The following is an 18073-nucleotide window of genomic DNA, read 5'->3' as shown; positions in this document are numbered from 1 at the left end:
ATCACCAGTGATGTCTTAGTGCCATCATTTCGTCGGGACGCTGATTTCGCAAGAGCTGACCGATCAAGCGTCAGGTTTGCGATGAACAGCGCTCCGTTTTGCTTTAGATACGGAAGCTGCCCACCAGCTGCGTCAAACGCACCGACTGGCGTTCCAGGTCGGAACAGGCACGCAATGTGGCCTGCAGGTTTTCCACACCTTCCTGGTTCAGCGTGTTGATCTCGGTGATGTCGACGTTGATCGCTTCAACCACCGAGGTCTGTTCCTCGGTAGCCGTGGCGACCGACTGGTTCATCGCGTCGATCTCACCGATGCGCACGGTCACGCTCTCCAGACTGGTGCCGGCCTGGTTGGCGATGCCCACGCTTTCATGGCTCTCGCGCTGGCTCTCATTCATGATCGCCACCGCCTCACGGGCACCGTGCTGCAGCTCCTCGATCATTTTCTGCACTTGACTGGCCGATTCCTGGGTGCGATGGGCCAGGCTGCGGACCTCGTCAGCGACCACGGCAAAACCGCGTCCGGCTTCCCCGGCGCGCGCCGCTTCGATGGCAGCGTTGAGCGCCAATAGGTTGGTCTGCTGGGAGATACCGGTGATGACTTCGAGAATCTGCCCGATGTTGGCGGTCTTGGTGTTGAGCTGTTCGATCTGCTCGCTGGCGCCGCTGATGCGTGTCGACAAGCGGTTCATCGCCTGAATGTTCTGACCGACCACGGCCTGTCCGCTGGACGCCAGATTGCGGGCGTCGCTGGAATGCCCCGAGGCCATGGCGGCGTTCTGCGCGATTTCCTGCGCCGCTGCGCCCAGCTCGTTGATGGCCGCTGCGACACTGCTGGTGCGGTTGGCCTGCTGGTCGGAGTTGAGCATCGAAGAGTTCGAAGCGCTCACCACGCGCAGTGCGACTTCGTTGAGTTGCACGGTGGAGGAAGCCACTTCGCGCATCGAGTCATGGATCCGCTCCACGAACAGGTTGAAGCCGTTGCCCAGGTAACCGAATTCGTCCTGACTGAGGATCTGCAGACGCTTGGTCAGATCACCTTCACCCGCCGCAATGTCGTGCATGGCGCGGCCCATGGTGTTCAGCGGACGCATCAGCACGTTGAGCAGCACGCCCAGCAGAAGAATGATCAGCACCACGGCGATGATCGTGGCGACGATGGCCGAGTTGCGGAAATCGCCCAGTGCGGCGTAGGCCTGGGCCTTGTCCACCGCGATGCCGACGTACCAGTTGACCGAAGGCAGGCCGTCAACGTGAGCAAAGGTGATGACCTCCGTCTTGCCGGCGTGCTCGCTTTCGCTGACATCCTCGGACAACCGCGGCGTAGCGTTCGGGTAGACCTCGGCCAGGGTCTTCATCACCAGCGAGGTGTCCGGATGCACGAGGATGCGGCCGTTGGCGTCGACCAGAAAGGCATGGCCGTCGTTCTGCAGGCGCAGCGCGCCGATCATCTTCACCAGCACTTCCAGGCTCAGGTCGCCGCCCGCAACGCCAGCGACGCCCGACGGGCCTTTGACCGGCGTGGCGATGGTCACGATCAGGCCCTTGGTCACGGCGTCCAGATACGGCTCGGTCAGGGTGGTCTTGCCCGCCTTCAGCGCATCGGTGTACCAGGGGCGGGTGCGCGGATCATAATCGCCGGGCATGTCGTCCGGCGGTTGCGTCACGAACGACCCATCGGCCTTGCCGAGGTAGATGCTCATGAACGTCGAGATCAGCGTCGGCTGACCGAGCAGACGGTTAAACACTTCAGGCGAGGGCGCCACGGCGGCACCCTCGGCGACGTTTTCCACCAGCAGGATGCGTCCGGACATCCAGTTCTGGATATTACCGGCCGTACTCTCGCCCATCTGGTTCAGGCTTTCCCTTAACTGATCCCGGATCGCAGTGCGTTGCAGATAATCGTTGTAGAGGGTGAACAAGGTAAATGCAGCGATTACCACCAGCGAGGCCGCCAGCAGAATTTTGTGGCTGAATTTCAGGGATTTGGTCATGCCGTAGAGCCTTCAAGCGATTGCAGGGAAAGGATTGCAGTCTGTCTGCCGGTCTATCGGCGGGCGGCGCCATAGATGAATGGCTTGCAGGTTAAAACAGGCCTCGGTTTGACTGTAATCTGACCATCGGTCGTTGGTGGAAGGACGACGTGTCATGTCCGGGTGTTAGGCACAAGGTGTGCAAGGCGAGGCTTGGGTGGGGTGACGAGGGCGACTATCAGCGTTTAGCGCCACATCCATGACCGTGGCCCGTCGTCGAGCAGGCAGAGGTTCGATGGCAGGAGATGGCAAATGCTCGTCATTGATCAAAATAGTTGAGGCTCAGTAGCGCCAATATCCGCTTTTCCACCTCCTTGTGTACGATCAATACTCCGGCCACGTCATCGCTGACGTCCTCCCCGTATCCAAGGATCGACCATGAGCCTCTCGCCGTTCCACCTCGCCATTCCCGTCTACGACCTCGCCGCCGCGCGCCACTTCTACGGCGACGTGTTCGGGCTTTCCGAAGGCCGCTCCAGCGAGCAATGGGTCGACTTCGATTTCTACGGCCATCAACTGGTCATCCACGAGCACCCGAAGACCACTTCCCAGGAGTCCGTGCACTCCAACGCGGTGGATGGCCATGACGTGCCGGTTCCGCATTTCGGCATCATTCTGCATTGGGCAGAGTGGGAGGCGCTGGCGGATCGTCTGCGCGCCCGCGAAACGAAGTTTGTGATCGAACCCTATATTCGCTTCCAGGGCCAGGTCGGCGAGCAGGCGACCATGTTTCTGTTCGATCCGTGCGGCAACGCGCTGGAGTTCAAGGCGTTCAAGGACATGAGCCAACTGTTCGCGAAATAACCCGGTTTTTACAGGCAATCTCGGGCAAGCGCGCCTGCATTGTTTTGCGCCTGGCGCCGCAGTTCTCAATCCGTAGGAGCCGGCTTGCTGGCGAACGCAATATGCCAATCGCTGATGATGTTTTTGACCCAATGTATTCGCCAGCAAACCGTTGCCGACGGGTAATGGGCTGGCGCGGCCTTTGGATTCAACACAGCTCACTTGTAGGAGCGCGCTTGCCCGCGATGGTGAATATCAGCCACTGGATGCGTTGACTGACCCACCGCAATCGCGGGCAAGCGCGCTCCTACAGCGTTCTTCGCCCGACGCCGCCGCGCGCGACAACGCAGATCTCCCAACGCCGCCCGTTTCGTTCAAGGCGCATCGCAGCCACCTCAACTTACCCGCCCAGCGGCCGATAAGTCGATTCAGCACTCCCTTTATGACTGGATCGGACTCGAATACTTATGCTCACTGCGATGAACAGGATGCTGGAAAACATCAGCGTCAGATCCAAGCTGTCTCTGGGCTTTGGCGCAGTGCTGGTGTTGACCCTATTGATAGCGTTGGCAGGTTGGTCCGGGATTGGCGGACTGAGTGAAAGGGGAGACCGGATTCTCGACATCGCAAAACTCAACGACCTGACGCGTGACATGCGCATCGCGCGCCTGTCCTACACGCTCAATTACGATGCAGAGCACGCCGCTGTGGTGGTCAAGGCGCTGGACAACCTCGACAGTCACCTGGCGTACTGCCGCGCCAATTTCGATTCGGCGCTGAATATCCCGCATATTCAGTCGGCGACCGAGGCGGTCAGGCGCTACCGTGCGCATTTCAATGATTACGTTCAATCGGTGGAGAAGCGCGAGGCCTCTCGTGGGGTTTTCGGCAGCAATGCGGATGCCGCCGTGGAGCAGTTGCAGAAGATAGAAGCCGCTATTTCCGCGAACGGCGACGCCGGGCAGACCGCTGCGGTGGTCAAGGCGCAGGCCTTGGTCGAGCAGGCGCGCTTTCAATTGCGCGGCTACACCTACAGCCTCAAACCCGAGCTCGAAGCTCCGGCCAAAAAAGCCATCGGTGACGCTCGCGCCTACACCACTGTCCTCAGCCAGGCGTTGCCTGCGACACAAGGCGATGCCATCCAGCGTCTGGGTTCGGCCCTGGACGCTTATTTGCTGACGGTCCGTCAGTTCAGTGAGGCCCAGGCGGGCGCTGCCAACGCACAGGTGGGACTGAACGATGAAATCGCCAGCCTGTTCGCCTCCAGTAACGCGCTGGCAAAAAATCAGGCGGTATTGCGCGGCGAAGACGTGGACGCTGCCCGTAACGTGTTGGGCGGCGCGACACTGGGCGCATTGCTCCTGGGCATTCTCGCGGCCTGGCTGATCACTCGCATGATTGTTCTGCCCCTGATGGACGCGCTGCGCACGGCCGAGCAGGTGGCCGGTGGCGACCTGACAAATGCCCGTGTGGTGTCGCGCAAAGACGAACTGGGCATGTTGCAACGCAGCATGGCGCGGATGACGGTCAACCTGCGTGAACTGATTGCCGGGCTGCGCAATGGCGTGACGCAGATCGCCAGTGCCGCCGAGGAGTTGTCAGCGATCACCGAGCAAACCAGCGCGGGCGTCAACAGCCAGAAGATCGAAACCGATCAGGTGGCAACGGCAATGAACGAAATGGCGGCCACGGTGCAGGAAGTTGCACGCAACGCGGAAAGCGCTTCCGAGGCCGCAGCCACCGCCACCCGTGAGGCCCGTGATGGCGACGAGGTGGTGCGTCAGGCCATTGACCAGATCGAGCGCCTGGCCACTGAAGTCGTTAACTCGACGGTGGCAATGGCGGATCTGAAAACCGAGAGCGGCAAAATTGGCAGCGTTCTCGATGTCATCAAATCGGTCGCTCAGCAGACCAACCTGCTGGCCCTGAACGCCGCCATCGAGGCTGCGCGGGCGGGCGAAGCGGGAAGGGGCTTCGCAGTGGTCGCCGATGAGGTGCGCAGCCTGGCCCAGCGCACCCAGTCCTCCACCGAAGAAATCGAGCAACTGATCACCGGTCTGCAAAGCGGCACGCAGCAGGTGGCAGGGATCCTTGAAAACAGTCGCGTGCTGACTGACAGCAGTGTCGAACTGAGCCGCCGTGCCGGGGTTTCATTGGGGGGCATTACACGCTCGGTGCTGTCCATCGAGTCGATGAACCACCAGATTGCCGCTGCCGCTGAAGAGCAAAGCGCTGTCGCCGAAGAAATAAACCGCAGCGTGATCAGTGTTCGCGAAGTCTCCGAGCAGACGTCGGCTGCCAGCGAACAAACGGCGGCGTCCAGTGTTGAACTCGCCCGGTTGGGCGTGCACTTGCAGACGCTGGTCGGAAAATTCAAGGTGTGATCGCGGACGCGCGCTGCCGTGCCAGGCAACAGCGTGCCGGTTAATAGGATCAGCGCGCGCGGGGGAGTGCGTCCACGACGCAGCTTCTGAACAATTCCAGCAGCGGCGTATGCCGCTGCAGGTATTTGCTGACCAGCACGATCTCGCGGAAAAAGGTCATCTCACCCAATTCAATGACCCGCACGTCCTGCGCATGTTCCAGCCACAAGCCGGCCATGGGCACCAGCGCCACGCCGAGCCCGGCGCGGACCATCTTGACGATGGCGTCCAGCTCGTCGAGCTCCAGGGTTTGCCGCACCTCAAGCTTGCGCTCGCGCAGAAACTGCGTCACCCGGCGACCGCCGAAGGATCGTTGATCGTAGCGGATGAAGGGGTGGTCCATGAGGATCTGCCGTGGGTCGTCGCCCTGCATGCCAGATGGCGTGATCAGCACGAAGGGTTCTCTGGCGATGACCTCGGCGTGCAGCTCCTTGGGCAGGGCGAATGGCGGTTTGATCATGATCGCCAGGTCGAGCTCGCCGGCGTCCACCTGACTGAGCAGGTTCAGCGACACCCCCGGCACCAGACTGGCCTCGATATACGGCGCCTTGCTGCGCAGCGCCACCAGGGCTTGGGGCAGAATGCCGGTCTGCGCGGTGCTGATGGCGCCGATGCGCAGCGAACCCCGAAAGTCGTTGGCGCTGTCAGGGCTGCCCATGCGCCCGAACAACTGCAGCATTTCTTCGGCCAGTGCCACGGCGCGCTGTCCGGCGGCATTCAACGTGGCGGCGCGGCCGGTGCGGTCGAACAGGGTGACGCCCAGGGTGTCTTCGAGGTTCTTGATCTGCGCGCTCACCGCCGATTGCGTCAGGCCGACCTCACGCCCGGCCGCCGCAAAGGTGCCTCGGCGCGCGACGCAGACGAAGGTTTTCAATTCTCTGATCATCGTCAGGTCCTGGGGTGGGAATTCAAATCGGCCAGGGCGCGTCAACAGGCGGCCGGCAGCGGATAGTACCCAGTGCCGCCGACAAATAAAAATGCCGCCTCAATGGGCGGCACTCTTTATCGCGGGACGCTTAACGGTAGCGTTCCAGCCAGTGCGCGTACGGCGCAGGCAGGGTCCACGAAGCGTTGTCGACGCCCAGCTCCTTGGCGGCGAAATACGCCCAATGCGGATCCGCCAGGTGCGCACGGCCGATCGACACCAGGTCCAGCTGACCGTTTTGAACAGCGGCCTGGGCCAGTTTTGGATCGCCAAAACCCCATGCCGACGTCACCGGGATGCCGGCTTCGCGGCGGACGCGTTCGGCAATCGGGCCCATGAAGGCCGGGCCCCACGGAATGTTGGTTTCCGGGATGGTGAAACCTACGCTGACGCTCAGCAGATCCAGACCGCCGGCCTTGAACCGGCGCGCCAGTTCGATGGATTCGCTGAGGGTCTGCTCGTCACGACCGTCGTACTCGATCACGCCGAAGCGCGCGGTCAGCGGCAGGTTTTCCGGCCAGACTTCACGCACGGCGGCGAGGGTTTCCAGCAGGAAGCGGCTGCGGTTGTCGAAGCTGCCGCCGTAGGCGTCGGTGCGCTGGTTGGAGTGTTCGGAGAAGAAGCTCTGGCCCAGGTAGCCGTGGGCGAAGTGCAGCTCGATCCACTCGAAGCCTGCTTCACGGGCGCGGCGAGCGGCGTCGACGAAGTCCTGCTTGACCCGGGCGATGTCGTCCAGGGTCATTTCCTGCGGGACTTTCGGCAGGTTGGCGCCGAAGGCAATGGCTGAGGGTGCGATGGTCTGCCAGCCGCGGGCGTCATCGGCGGCCATGTGGTCATCGCCTTCCCATGGGCGGTTGGCGCTGGCCTTGCGACCGGCGTGGGCGATCTGGATGCCCGGAATCGAACCGGCGGCCTTGATCGCTTTCACGGCAGGGATAAATGCCTGGGCGTGCTCGTCGCTCCAGATACCGGCGCAGCCCGGGGTGATGCGGCCTTCAGGGGAGACGGCGGTGGCTTCGACGACCACCAGACCCGCACCACCGCGGGCCATGCTCGCGAGGTGAACGTGGTGCCACTCGTTGATCACACCGTCGTCTGCCGTGTACTGGCACATTGGAGGAATGGCGATGCGGTTACGCAGGGTCACGTCCTTCAGCGTGAAGGGTTCGAACAATGCAGACATGGAAATACTCCTGATGATTGAATTCGCTTGTTCGATAGTATTCGAAATATGGCGGAGAATGAAACCCCCCGCTATGATGCGCGGCATGCGCGCCTTCAAACATCCATTACCGACCGAACTCACACTTGAGCGTTTGCTTTACGCATTAAGTGACCCCGTACGCCTCGAGATCGTTCGCTGTCTTTCCACGGTGGCCGAGGCGACCTGCGGTGAGCTCGACGGCGGGCGGCCCAAGTCCAGCATGTCCCATCACTTCCGGGTGCTGCGCGACGCGGGCCTGGTGCACACGCGCAACATCGGCACCACCCACATGAATTCCCTGCGAACTGACGAGTTGGATACCCGCTTCCCTGGCTTGCTGCGGTGCATTCTGGCGCAGGCCTGAACCGGGGTTTTCAGACGTACGGGGCATTCCGTTGCACAGCCTCGCCGCAAACAAAAATGGCCCGATCTTGCGATCGGGCCATTTCATTTGCGGGCTTGAACGTGACGCTTAGACAGCGCCGACGATCTTCGCAGCCGGTTGGGTACGACGACCCATTGCACCAGCGCCGGCTGCCACCAGGGCAGAAACCACCAGGGTGATCAGCAGAATCCAGGCGGCGCGGGAGATGTTTTTCGCCGCGACGTCAGCCGCTTCACGGGCCTTTTGTTCGGCCTGAGCTTTCAGCTCCTGATACTTGGCGTACGCCTGACGGTAGCTGGCCTGAGCCTGATCGACGATCTGGTTGGCTTCGGCGTCGGTCTTGTTGCCACGGGCCTTGATCAGGTTGACGAACGCCTGACGGTCGGCGGCGTCCCATGCCTGGTCGCCTTTGGCTTTCAGACGGTCCATCAAGCCGCTCAGTTGCTCGTCGGCCTGTTGCGGATCCTGGGCGCTGCGTTGTGCAGTGTTTTTCGCGTCTTCCTGGGTGGTGGCGACGTCCTGCTTGACCTTGTTCGGGTCCAGTTCAGGCTTGCCGGTCTGGCGCATGGCTTGCTCGATCTCGCCCTGAATGTCGTTCAGATTGAAGTCGATGCCCTGGGCACGCAGCTGCTCCTGAATCTTGCCGCCCACGGCCGGGGCCACTTGCGCGATACCGCTGCCCACCGCAGACAGACCGCTGCCCGCCAGGTTCAAACCGCCGCGCACGACGCCGGTCACGGCGCTGGAGACCAGGTAAACGCTGATCAGCGAAACGCTGGCCCAGACCAGAATGCCGTGGAAGGCGCCTTCGCGATGGGCCAACCGGCCGGCGGCCCAGCCACCGACGAACAGGGAAATGACCATACTAACACCCAGCCAGATGCCGGTGCCTTTGCCCATGCCCGCCAGCGGATCAGCTTCTTGCAGCGGATCGATGCTCGCGGTGCCGATGGCGGTGCCCAGCAAGCTGAGCATCAGGGAAACCACCAGCGCGAGTACCACACCGGCCAGAATGGCGCCCCATGAAATACGTTTGAGCAAGGGTGCAACAGCAGTGCCCCGGTAGACAGGATCGTCGTAGGCGGCAGGTGTAACGCGGTCATCACGAATCATACTGGCAGTTCCTTTGGTCATGGACAGAACGCAATAGTTTTTGCGCTTACTTCAATGACCGTTGCGCGTTTTAATTAGTTTTATGCGGTCGCAAAAAAAATACTGGCAAAATGCCCCAACTTTAAAATGCTTTCAGAATCAATTGCCTACGCCTGGATCCACTTAAGCTTAAAGCTAATTTTTAGCGTGAACTTGATACAGGACGCACACTGTTCTGAGAGGCGTGCTATAGCGACTTGCTGCACCCACCGTACTTATTCCGCAGAGACACCGTGATGAACAGCCTTACTGCCGATGACCGCACTCAGGTCACGCGCGAAGCCACCGTTGAATACTGGAAACACATCATCCCGATCGTGCAGATCGCGTTCGCGATCCACGTGCTGCTGCTGGGTTTGTTCCTGATCGTGGATCTACGCGTGATGTGGCTCACCAACGCGGCGAGCGTCACGGCCTACATTGCCTGCCTGCTGGCGATCAAACGCCGTCTTTATCGGTGCGCCGGCATGCTGATCTGCGTCGAAATCATCGCCCATGCGGCCATCGCTACTTGGGTGCTTGGCTGGGACAGCAACTTCCATCTCTACGTGTTTTGCATCGTTCCCATCATCGCTTTCGGCTTTCACTCCTCGCCGGTGCGCCGAGGATGCCTGAGCGCCGCCGTGCTCATCGTCACAGTGGGCGGGTACCTGCTGCGCAACAAAGTGCCCGTCATCAGCATCAGCGAAAACGCCCAGGACCTGTTCGGCGCGGCCAACGCATTGACCGCCACGGCATTGCTGTTGCACGCCACGGCGCTGTCGGTGCGTTTCAATCTGTCGATGCACATGAACCTTTATCACTCTGCCCACCGCGACAGCCTGACCAACCTTTACACCCGGCGCCGCGTGCTGCAGCGCTTGCGTCAATTGGGTGGGGGCCGCCGCGAGGTCCCCACGGCGCTGATGCTGATGGACATCGATCATTTCAAACAGATCAACGACCAGCACGGCCACGACCTGGGCGATGTGGTGCTGCAGCAGGTGGCCGACGTCATCGCCCGATGCGTGCGCACCACCGACATCGCCGCGCGCTGGGGCGGCGAAGAGTTTCTGGTGTTGATGCCCAATACCACCCTGGAGGACGCGCGGCTGATCGCCGAGCGCATCCTCACGCACATTCGCGAAGAGGCCGGGGAGATCAGGCAGGTGAGTCTGAAACTTACCGCGACACTGGCAGTGGCGATCCTGAAGGACGAGGAGACGTTCCGGGATGCGCTGAACCGGGCGGATCAGCGCTTGTACGAGGGCAAGCAGGAAGGACGCAATCGGGTGATGCTGGCGGAGTGAGTGCGGTCGCTTTCATGAGTGCGGTCCTGCTCAACCGCCGAATGTAAATTCTCTGCAAAGGTCGGGCTCCTCGCTTGTTCCTGCCGGTCACGCAAGGCTAAATGTCGCAACAATTCGAAACACCTCAATCCGAACTTCACCCAGCCGGCAGCTGCACGTATCGACGTTGCCTGACGCAGCGATGCGCGCGCGTGGTTTACCGATTCGCCCGGTGACGCCGCCTGACGGCTTCACTTTTGTCCCTTGGCCACAAAGAAGTACCACATGACCCAGATTTCGGCAGCCCGCTCACGAAAGCGCCTTGTCCTTGCGCTCCTCATAGCCGCAGCCGTTGGGGCTGTTTATGTCTATTACCGGCATGCCTCGACCCAGACGCCATCCGCCGATGCTGGCGCTGCCGTCTCGGCCGGACCCGGTGGTCGCCACGGTGGGCCGGGGATGGCGGACCCCAACGCAGCGGTCAGCGTCGCGGTGGGCACGGCCGGCACGGCGGACGTTCCGGTGATTCAGCAGGCGCTGGGCACGGTCGTCCCCAACTACTCGGTCACCGTGACCAGCCGGGTCGACGGTGAGTTGATGGCGGTGTATTTCACAGAGGGCCAGTACGTCAAGAAGGGCCAGTTACTCGCGCAGATCGACCCCCGTGCCTACCAGGCCACCCTGGACCAATACCTGGGCGACATGGCCCAGAATCAGGCACTGCTGAAAAGCGCGCAACTGACCGCCGAACGCTACAAACGGCTGTTCGCCAAGGACTCCCTCGCCAAACAGGACCTGGACACGCAGATCGCCACCGTCGGCCAGTACGCCGGCGCGGTGAAAGCGGATCAAGGCCAGATCGATGCGGCGAAACTCAATCTGGTGTACGCCAAAATCGTCTCGCCGATTGATGGCTACGTCGGGTTGCGTCTGGTGGATCCGGGCAACATCGTGTCGTCCGGCAGCACCACCGGCATCGTCACCGTGACCCAGACCAACCCGATCGCCGTGACCTTCAGCCTGCCCCAGGCACAATTGGCGACCCTGCTGCCCAAGGTCCGCAAGGGCGAGACCCTGAGCGTGCAGGCCCTCGATCAGTTGGGCAACACGCCCCTGGCCAACGGCGCGCTGAAATTCATCAGCAACGAAATCGACACCACCACCGGCAGTATCAAATTGAAGGCGCTGTTCGATAATCCCGCCGAGAAGCTTTACCCCAACCAGTTCGTCAACGTGAAGCTGACCACCGACACCCTGCACAACGCCGTGGTGGTGCCGTCGGCTGCTGTTCAACTGAGCAGCGACGGCGAGTTTCTGTATGTGGTCAAGGACGGCAAGGTCGCCCGTCGCAGCGTCAAGGTCGGCCCGGCCATGGGAGAGCAGACGGTCATCAGCCAGGGCGTGGACAAGGGCGATCAGGTCGTCACCCGTGGTATCGATCATCTGCGTGACGGCAGCAAGGTGAGCATCGAGGCGGATAAACCGGCGGGCGCGGACGTCGCCGCATCCAGCACCCCTGCCAGCGCCACGCAGCCGGCTGTCGGCAATGCTGCCCCATGAACCCCTCAAGACTGTTTATCCAGCGCCCGGTGGCAACGGTGCTGCTGATGCTCGCGGTGATGCTGGCCGGTATTTTCGCGTATCGCCTGCTGTCGACCTCGGCGCTGCCGGAAGTGGACTACCCGACCATCCAGGTCACCACGCTGTACCCCGGCGCCAGCTCCAGCGTGCTGGCCTCGGCGGTGACTGCGCCGCTGGAACGCCAGTTGGGGCAAATGTCCGGGCTGGCGCAGATGTATTCGACCAGTTCGGCCGGGGCGTCGGTGATTACCCTGAAGTTCTCCCTGGACTTGTCGCTGGATGTCGCCGAGCAGGAAGTGCAGGCGGCCATCAATGCCGCCGACAGCCTGCTGCCCACCGACCTGCCGAACCCGCCGACCTATAAAAAGGTCAACCCGGCCGACACCGCCGTGCTGACCCTTGCGGCGACGTCCGACAGCCTGCCGCTGACCCGCGTGCAGGATCTGGTCAACACCCGTGTGGCGCTCAAGCTCTCGCAGATTTCCGGCGTCGGCATGGTCAGCCTGGCGGGCGGTCAGCAGCCCGCCGTGAAGATCGAAGTCAACCCCACCAGCCTGGCGGCCCACGGCCTGACCCTGGAAGACGTCTACGACAAGGTCAACGCCGCCAACGTCAACGGCTCCAAGGGCGGCTTCGATGGCCCGTCCCATTCCATCACCATCGACGCCAACGACCAGCTGCGCGATGCGGTTGAGTACGGCGAGCTGGTGCTGGCCTACGAGAACGGCGCCGCGCTGCGTCTGAAGGATGTCGCCACCACGTCCGAAGCGCCTCAGGACCAATACTTGGGGGCCACGGCGAACGGGCAGCCGGCGATTGTCATTGCCGTCCAGCGCCAGCCGGGTGCCAACGTCATCGACGTGGTCGACAGCATCAAGCAGAAGCTGGCGACGTTGCAAACGGCCTTGCCCGACTCGGTCAAGCTGACGGTCATCAGCGACCGCACCCAGACCATCCGCGCCTCGATCAAGGACGTGCAGATCGAGCTGCTGCTGTCCATCGGGCTGGTGGTGCTGGTGACCTTCGCTTTTCTGGGCAATTTCACGGCGACGCTGATCCCGAGCCTTGCGGTGCCGCTGTCCCTGGTCGGCACCTTCGGCATCATGTACCTGGCCGGCTTCAGCGTGAATAACCTGACGCTGATGGCCCTGACCATCGCCACCGGTTTCGTCATCGACGACGCGATTGTGGTGGTCGAGAACATTTCCCGGCACCTGGAGGAGGGCGAGGAGCCCATGGCCGCCGCGCTGAAGGGCTCCCAGGAAATCGGTTTCACAATCATTTCCCTGACCTTCTCGTTGATTGCCGTACTGATCCCGCTGCTGTTCATGGGGGATGTGGTGGGGCGGCTGTTCCGCGAGTTCGCCATCACCCTGGCGGTGGCGATTCTGGTGTCGATGGTCGTGTCCCTGACCCTGACGCCGATGCTCTGCGCGCACCTCCTGCGGCATGTATCTGAAAGCGAAAAGGGCCGCTTCGCCGCCTGGGGCGATCGCCAGTACCAAAAAGTGCTGAACGGTTATGACCGGGGTCTGGTGTGGGTGCTCGATCACCAGCGCCTGACGTTGCTGGTGGCCGTGGGCACCGTGGCGCTCACCTGCTTTCTCTATCTGGTGGTACCGAAAGGGTTCTTCCCGACCCAGGACACCGGCCTGATTCAGGGCTTCACCCGTGCCTCTCAGGATGTTTCGTTCAGCGAGATGGCCCGTCGTCAGCAGGCGCTGGTGGAAGTGGTGCGTCAGGACCCGGCGGTGGAGTCGGTGTCGTCCACCATCGGCGTCGACGGCAGTAATGATTCGCTGAACAACGGCCGTCTGCAGATCGGCCTCAAACCCTTCGACGAGCGTGCCGACACTGCGACTCAGGTCATCACGCGTCTGGAAAAATCCGTGAGCGCCGTGTCCGGCATTCAGCTGCATCTGGTGTCGTCCCAGGACCTCACCGTCGATGACCAGCTGACCCCGAGCCAGTACCAGTTCACCCTCGACGACTCGGAGAGCGCCAACCTGTCGACGCTGACGCCCCGGCTGATCGAGAAATTGCAGCACCGCCCGGAAATGCGCGACGTCATCGACAACCTGCAAGACCAGGGTCTGGTGGCGTACGTCGAGCTGAATCGCGCGGCGGCCATGCGCTACGGCATCAGCGCCTCCGACGTCGATACCGCGTTGTATAACGCCTTTGGTCAGCGCCTGATTTCGACCATTTTTACCCAGTCCAACCAATACCGCGTGGTGCTGCAGGTGCCGGGCCAGTTCCAGCAATCGCTGGCGGCATTCGACAACATCTATCTGGCAGCGACGGGCGCTACCTCGACGACGGCCAGCACGACATCAGGCACGTCTTCGAGCACCACCACCCAGAGCACGTCGTCCAGTTCGACCACGACCACAGGCACAACAGGCACCCCGGCGCAGATGGTTCGGCTGACCGACATCGCCAAGGTCGGGCAGCGCACCGGTTCGCTGTCACTCAGTCGCCTGGACCAGTTTCCGGCGGTGACGGTGTCGTTCAACCTGGCAGACGGTTATTCCCTGGAGCAGGCGCAGCAGGCCATCAGCGAGGTGATGACCGAGCTGAACGCGCCGAGCAGCATCACCCTGCGTTATCAGGGCGCGGCCGAGGCGTTCCAGACCGCCACGGGCAACACGCTGTGGTTGATCCTCGCGGCGCTGGTCACCATGTACATCGTGCTGGGCATGCTTTACGAGAGCTTCATCCACCCGGTGACGATTCTCTCGACGTTGCCCTCGGCGGCGATCGGCGCCTTGCTGGCGTTGCTGCTGACCGGGACCGAGTTCAGCCTGATTGCGCTGATAGGCGTGGTGCTGTTGATCGGCATCGTGAAGAAAAACGCGATCATGATGATCGACTTCGCCCTGGAGGGTCGCCAGCACCAGCGCCTCAACGCACGGGACGCCATTCACCGGGCAGCACTGCTGCGCTTGCGACCGATCCTGATGACCACACTGGCGGCGCTGTTCGGTGCGTTGCCGCTGATGCTCGCCACGGGGGCCGGGGCGGAGCTGCGTCGGCCGCTGGGCTTGGTGATTGTCGGCGGGCTGTTGCTCAGCCAGGTGCTGACGCTGTTCACCACGCCGGTGATCTACCTGATGTTTGATCGACTGTCCGAGCGGGCGAAGGCGCGCTTCAAGCGGGGCAGCAGTTCAGCTACAGGCCAGGGCAACGCACGGCCATGAATCTGTCTCGGCTGTTTATCCGCCGTCCGGTGGCGACGCTGTTGCTGAGCCTGAGCATCACCCTGGCCGGCATTCTCGGTTACATGCTGTTGCCGGTGGCGCCGCTGCCCCAGGTGGATTTTCCGACGATCATGGTCAGCGCCTCGCTGCCCGGTGCCAGTCCGGAGACCATGGCCGCCACCGTGGCCACGCCGCTGGAGCGCAGCCTCGGGCAGATCGCCGGCATCACCGAGATGACGTCCACCAGCAGCCAGGGATCGACCACGGTAATCCTGCAGTTCGAACTCGACCGCGACATCAACGGCGCCGCCCGGGATGTGCAGGCCGGCATCAACGCCGCGCGCAGTCTGCTGCCCAGTTCGATGCCGTCGCTGCCGACGTACCGCAAAGCCAATCCGTCCGAGGCGCCGGTGTTGATGCTCGCGCTGACCTCTTCGACGCGCAGCCCTGGTGAACTCTACGACCTGGCCTACAGCAAGTTGCAGCAGAAGATCGCCCAGGTGAACGGGGTCGGCGAGGTGTCGGTACGCGGCGGCGCCTTGCCGGCCGTACGCATCGACGTTCAGCCCAACCTGCTCAACCACGCCGGCATTTCCCTGGAGACCGTGCGGCAGACGATCAACGACGCCACCAAGGCCAAGCCCAAAGGCATTTTGCAGGGGGAAGGGCAGAGCTGGGTGATCGACGGCAATGACCAGATCGACAAGGCCAGCGATTACCAGGACCTGGTCATCACCTATCAGAACGGCGCTGCCGTGCGGTTGCGCGATGTGGCCAACGTCTACGATTCGGTGGAAGACACCTTTGTCGGCGGCTATTACAACGGCCAGCCCTCGGTGACGCTGGGCGTGACCCGCCAGGCCGGCGCCAACATGCTCAAGACCATCGACAGCATCAAGGCGCTGATGCCCGAATTGCAGCGGGAGATTCCCGGTGACGTGCAGCTGATCAGCGTCATCGACCGTGGCCCGACCGTGCGGTCGTCCTTGCATGACACCGAAGAAACCCTGCTGATCGCCACCTTGCTGGTGATCGCCGTGGTCTTCGTGTTTTTGCGCAACTTGCTCGCGACGCTGATTCCGGCTGTGGTGCTGCCGGTGTCGCTGATCGGGACCTGCTCGATCATGTACCTGCTGGGTTATAGCCTCGATAACCTGTCGCTGATGGCGCTGATCATCTGCACCGGTTTTGTGGTGGATGACGCGATCGTGGTGCTGGAAAACATCGCCCGCTATCAGGAACAAGGCATGCGTCCGCTGCGTGCGGCGCTGATGGGCACCCGCGAAGTGGGCTTTACGGTGCTGTCCATGACGCTATCGCTGATCGCGGTGTTCATTCCGATCCTGCTGATGGGCAGCATTGTCGGGCGGCTGTTCCGGGAGTTCGCGGTGACCCTGAGCATCGCTCTGGGCCTGTCGATGCTGGTGTCCCTGAGCCTGACCCCGGTGCTCTGTGTCCTGTTGCTGCGCCAGCCGGCCCACGACGCCCGCGAGCTGCAGCTTTATCGCTGGATTGAAGCCGGCATTGCGCGGATGCAGGGCGCCTACCTCACGGCATTGGCCTGGGTCATGCGTCATCGGCTGCTGACCATGTTCAGCCTGCTGCTGACCGTGGGGCTCAACGTGTACCTCTACGCGACAGTGCCAAAAGGGTTTTTTCCGGCCCAGGACACGGGCGTGTTGATGGGCGCCGTGCGGGCTGACCAGAACATTTCCTTTCAGGCCCTCAAGCCGCACTTGCTGCAGATCGCCCATGACCTGGCGGTCGATCCCGACGTCGAGGCGGTGATGTCGTCGACCGGCAGCGGGCGCGCAGGGTCGCGCAACACCGGCGACTTTTTCATTCGGCTCAAGGATTACAAACAGCGCACCAGCAGCGCCGCGGCGGTGGCGAACCGGCTGACCCGGGCGAACAACAAGGTGGCGGGGATTCAGGTGTTCCTGATGCCCGCCGAGGACATTCGTGTGGGCGGGCGCAGCGCCAACGCCACCTACCAGTTCAGCCTGCAGGCCGATGATCTGGACCTGCTGCGGGTGTGGGAACCGAAGGTCGAGGCGGCGCTGCGGGCATTGCCGCAACTGACCGGTATCGACTCGGACTCCCAGACCGGCGGCCAGGAGATGAAACTGCACATCGACCGCGCCGCCGCCAGTCGTCTGGGGGTGAGCGTCAGCGACATCGACAACCTGCTGAACAACGCCTACAGCCAGCGGCAGGTGGCGACGTTGTACAAAACCCTGAACCAGTACCACGTCATCATGGGGCTGGACCCTGTGTACACCCGTGACGCGACGATGCTCGACCGCATGTACGTGATCAACGCCGACAACCAGCAAGTGCCGCTGACCGCGTTTGCCACCTTCAGTCCCGACAACGCCCCGCTGGCCGTGGCGCATCAGGGGCAGTCGGCGACCAGCACCATCGCCTTCAACTTGCAGGATGGTGCGTCTCTGGAGCAGGCCACGGCGGCCATTAATGCGGCCGTCGACAAGGTCGGTCTGCCCCGGGATATCCAGTACGGCTTTGCCGGCACAGCCCAGGCGTACGCCGCACTCGCGGCCAGCATGCCGTGGTTGATCGCGGCGGCGTTGCTGGCGGTGTACATCGTGCTCGGGGTGCTCTACGAGAGTTACATCCATCCGCTGACGATTCTGTCGACCTTGCCGTCGGCAGGGGTTGGCGCCTTGCTGCTGCTCAAGGCGGTCAACATGCAGCTGACGGTGATCGCCCTGATCGGCATCCTGTTGCTGATCGGCATCGTCAAAAAGAACGCCATCATGATGATCGACTTCGCCCTGATGGCCGAGCGCGATCGCAAGATGACGCCTGAGCAGGCGATTATCGAAGCCTGCCGCATGCGCTTCCGGCCCATCATGATGACCACCCTGGCCGCCTTTTTCGGGGCCTTGCCCCTGGCCCTCGGCAGCGGCGGCGATGCCGACCTGCGCAAGCCGCTCGGCGTGGCGATTGCCGGGGGCCTGGTGCTGAGCCAGTTGCTGACCCTGTTTACCACCCCGGTGGTGTACCTCTATCTCGATCGCCTGAGCCGTGCTTCGCGGCATCTCTGGCACACGCGTATCCGCCGCACTCACGTGCCCGGCTGACTGACAAGGTTGAATG

11 protein-coding genes and 2 pseudogenes are annotated in these 18073 nt (G+C 62.4%); 8 read left to right on the top strand and 5 right to left on the bottom strand.

Annotated elements, in window-relative coordinates; genetic code table 11:
* Positions 1-103: 103 nt before the first annotated feature.
* Together ACQKEN_RS08175 and ACQKEN_RS08170 are read right to left on the bottom strand one after the other, a co-directional pair.
* The gene (locus tag ACQKEN_RS08175) at positions 104-868 is read right to left on the bottom strand and encodes a methyl-accepting chemotaxis protein (protein WP_427685108.1); all 765 of its coding nucleotides are present in this window, start codon (positions 866-868) and stop codon (positions 104-106) included.
* Positions 869-958: 90 nt separating this feature from the next.
* A pseudogene (locus ACQKEN_RS08170) lies at positions 959-1993 on the bottom strand (HAMP domain-containing protein); the annotation flags it as partial.
* A 417-nt stretch (positions 1994-2410) separates the two neighbouring features.
* On the opposite strand from ACQKEN_RS08170, the gene ACQKEN_RS08165 reads away from it, so the two are divergent.
* The 3 genes and pseudogenes from ACQKEN_RS08165 to ACQKEN_RS08155 all read left to right on the top strand — a co-directional run bounded on the left by ACQKEN_RS08165 (position 2411) and on the right by ACQKEN_RS08155 (position 5199).
* Entirely contained in the window at positions 2411-2836 is a 426-nt protein-coding gene (locus ACQKEN_RS08165) for a VOC family protein (protein ID WP_427684981.1), read from the top strand.
* 446 nt (positions 2837-3282) lie between these two features.
* Positions 3283-4344: pseudogene (locus tag ACQKEN_RS08160) on the top strand (methyl-accepting chemotaxis protein); the annotation flags it as partial.
* Entirely contained in the window at positions 4327-5199 is an 873-nt protein-coding gene (locus ACQKEN_RS08155; protein WP_427685107.1) for a methyl-accepting chemotaxis protein, read from the top strand. The pseudogene ACQKEN_RS08160 and the gene ACQKEN_RS08155, both read left to right, overlap by 18 nt.
* A gap of 49 nt (positions 5200-5248) precedes the next feature.
* On the opposite strand, the gene ACQKEN_RS08150 is transcribed toward ACQKEN_RS08155, so the two are convergent.
* Positions 5249-6124 (bottom strand): LysR family transcriptional regulator, encoded by an 876-nt coding sequence (locus ACQKEN_RS08150; protein WP_427684979.1) that lies wholly within the window; start codon positions 6122-6124, stop codon positions 5249-5251.
* 130 nt (positions 6125-6254) lie between these two features.
* Positions 6255-7346, bottom strand: coding sequence for an NADH:flavin oxidoreductase/NADH oxidase (locus ACQKEN_RS08145; protein WP_427684978.1), 1092 nt, complete (start codon positions 7344-7346; stop codon positions 6255-6257).
* Between the two features lie 85 nt (positions 7347-7431).
* On the opposite strand from ACQKEN_RS08145, the gene ACQKEN_RS08140 reads away from it, so the two are divergent.
* Complete coding sequence (locus ACQKEN_RS08140; protein WP_427684977.1) at positions 7432-7731, top strand: ArsR/SmtB family transcription factor; 300 nt, start codon at positions 7432-7434, stop codon at positions 7729-7731.
* Between the two features lie 108 nt (positions 7732-7839).
* Here the strand turns inward: ACQKEN_RS08140 and ACQKEN_RS08135 are convergent, their stop codons facing one another.
* Positions 7840-8865 (bottom strand): hypothetical protein, encoded by a 1026-nt coding sequence (locus tag ACQKEN_RS08135; RefSeq protein WP_427684975.1) that lies wholly within the window; start codon positions 8863-8865, stop codon positions 7840-7842.
* Between the two features lie 275 nt (positions 8866-9140).
* Between ACQKEN_RS08135 and ACQKEN_RS08130 the strand changes: the two genes are divergently transcribed.
* The 4 genes from ACQKEN_RS08130 (at position 9141) to ACQKEN_RS08115 (ending at position 18057) form a co-directional block, all read left to right on the top strand.
* Positions 9141-10193, top strand: a complete 1053-nt coding sequence (locus ACQKEN_RS08130; protein WP_427684974.1) for a diguanylate cyclase — start codon at positions 9141-9143, stop codon at positions 10191-10193.
* Between the two features lie 438 nt (positions 10194-10631).
* Entirely contained in the window at positions 10632-11732 is a 1101-nt protein-coding gene (locus tag ACQKEN_RS08125) for an efflux RND transporter periplasmic adaptor subunit (protein WP_427684972.1), read from the top strand.
* The gene (locus ACQKEN_RS08120) at positions 11729-14953 is read left to right on the top strand and encodes an efflux RND transporter permease subunit (RefSeq protein WP_427684970.1); all 3225 of its coding nucleotides are present in this window, start codon (positions 11729-11731) and stop codon (positions 14951-14953) included. Before ACQKEN_RS08125 ends, ACQKEN_RS08120 begins: the two co-directional genes overlap by 4 nt.
* Positions 14950-18057: an efflux RND transporter permease subunit gene (locus ACQKEN_RS08115; protein ID WP_427684968.1), complete on the top strand. Its 3108-nt coding sequence runs from the start codon at positions 14950-14952 to the stop codon at positions 18055-18057. The genes ACQKEN_RS08120 and ACQKEN_RS08115 overlap by 4 nt, the downstream gene beginning before the upstream one ends.
* Positions 18058-18073 lie beyond the last annotated feature (16 nt).

The sequence above is a fragment of the Pseudomonas sp. NPDC078416 genome, from assembly GCF_050268485.1.
GTDB lineage: Bacteria > Pseudomonadota > Gammaproteobacteria > Pseudomonadales > Pseudomonadaceae > Aquipseudomonas.
This window is presented reverse-complemented; position numbering and strand designations above follow the sequence as displayed.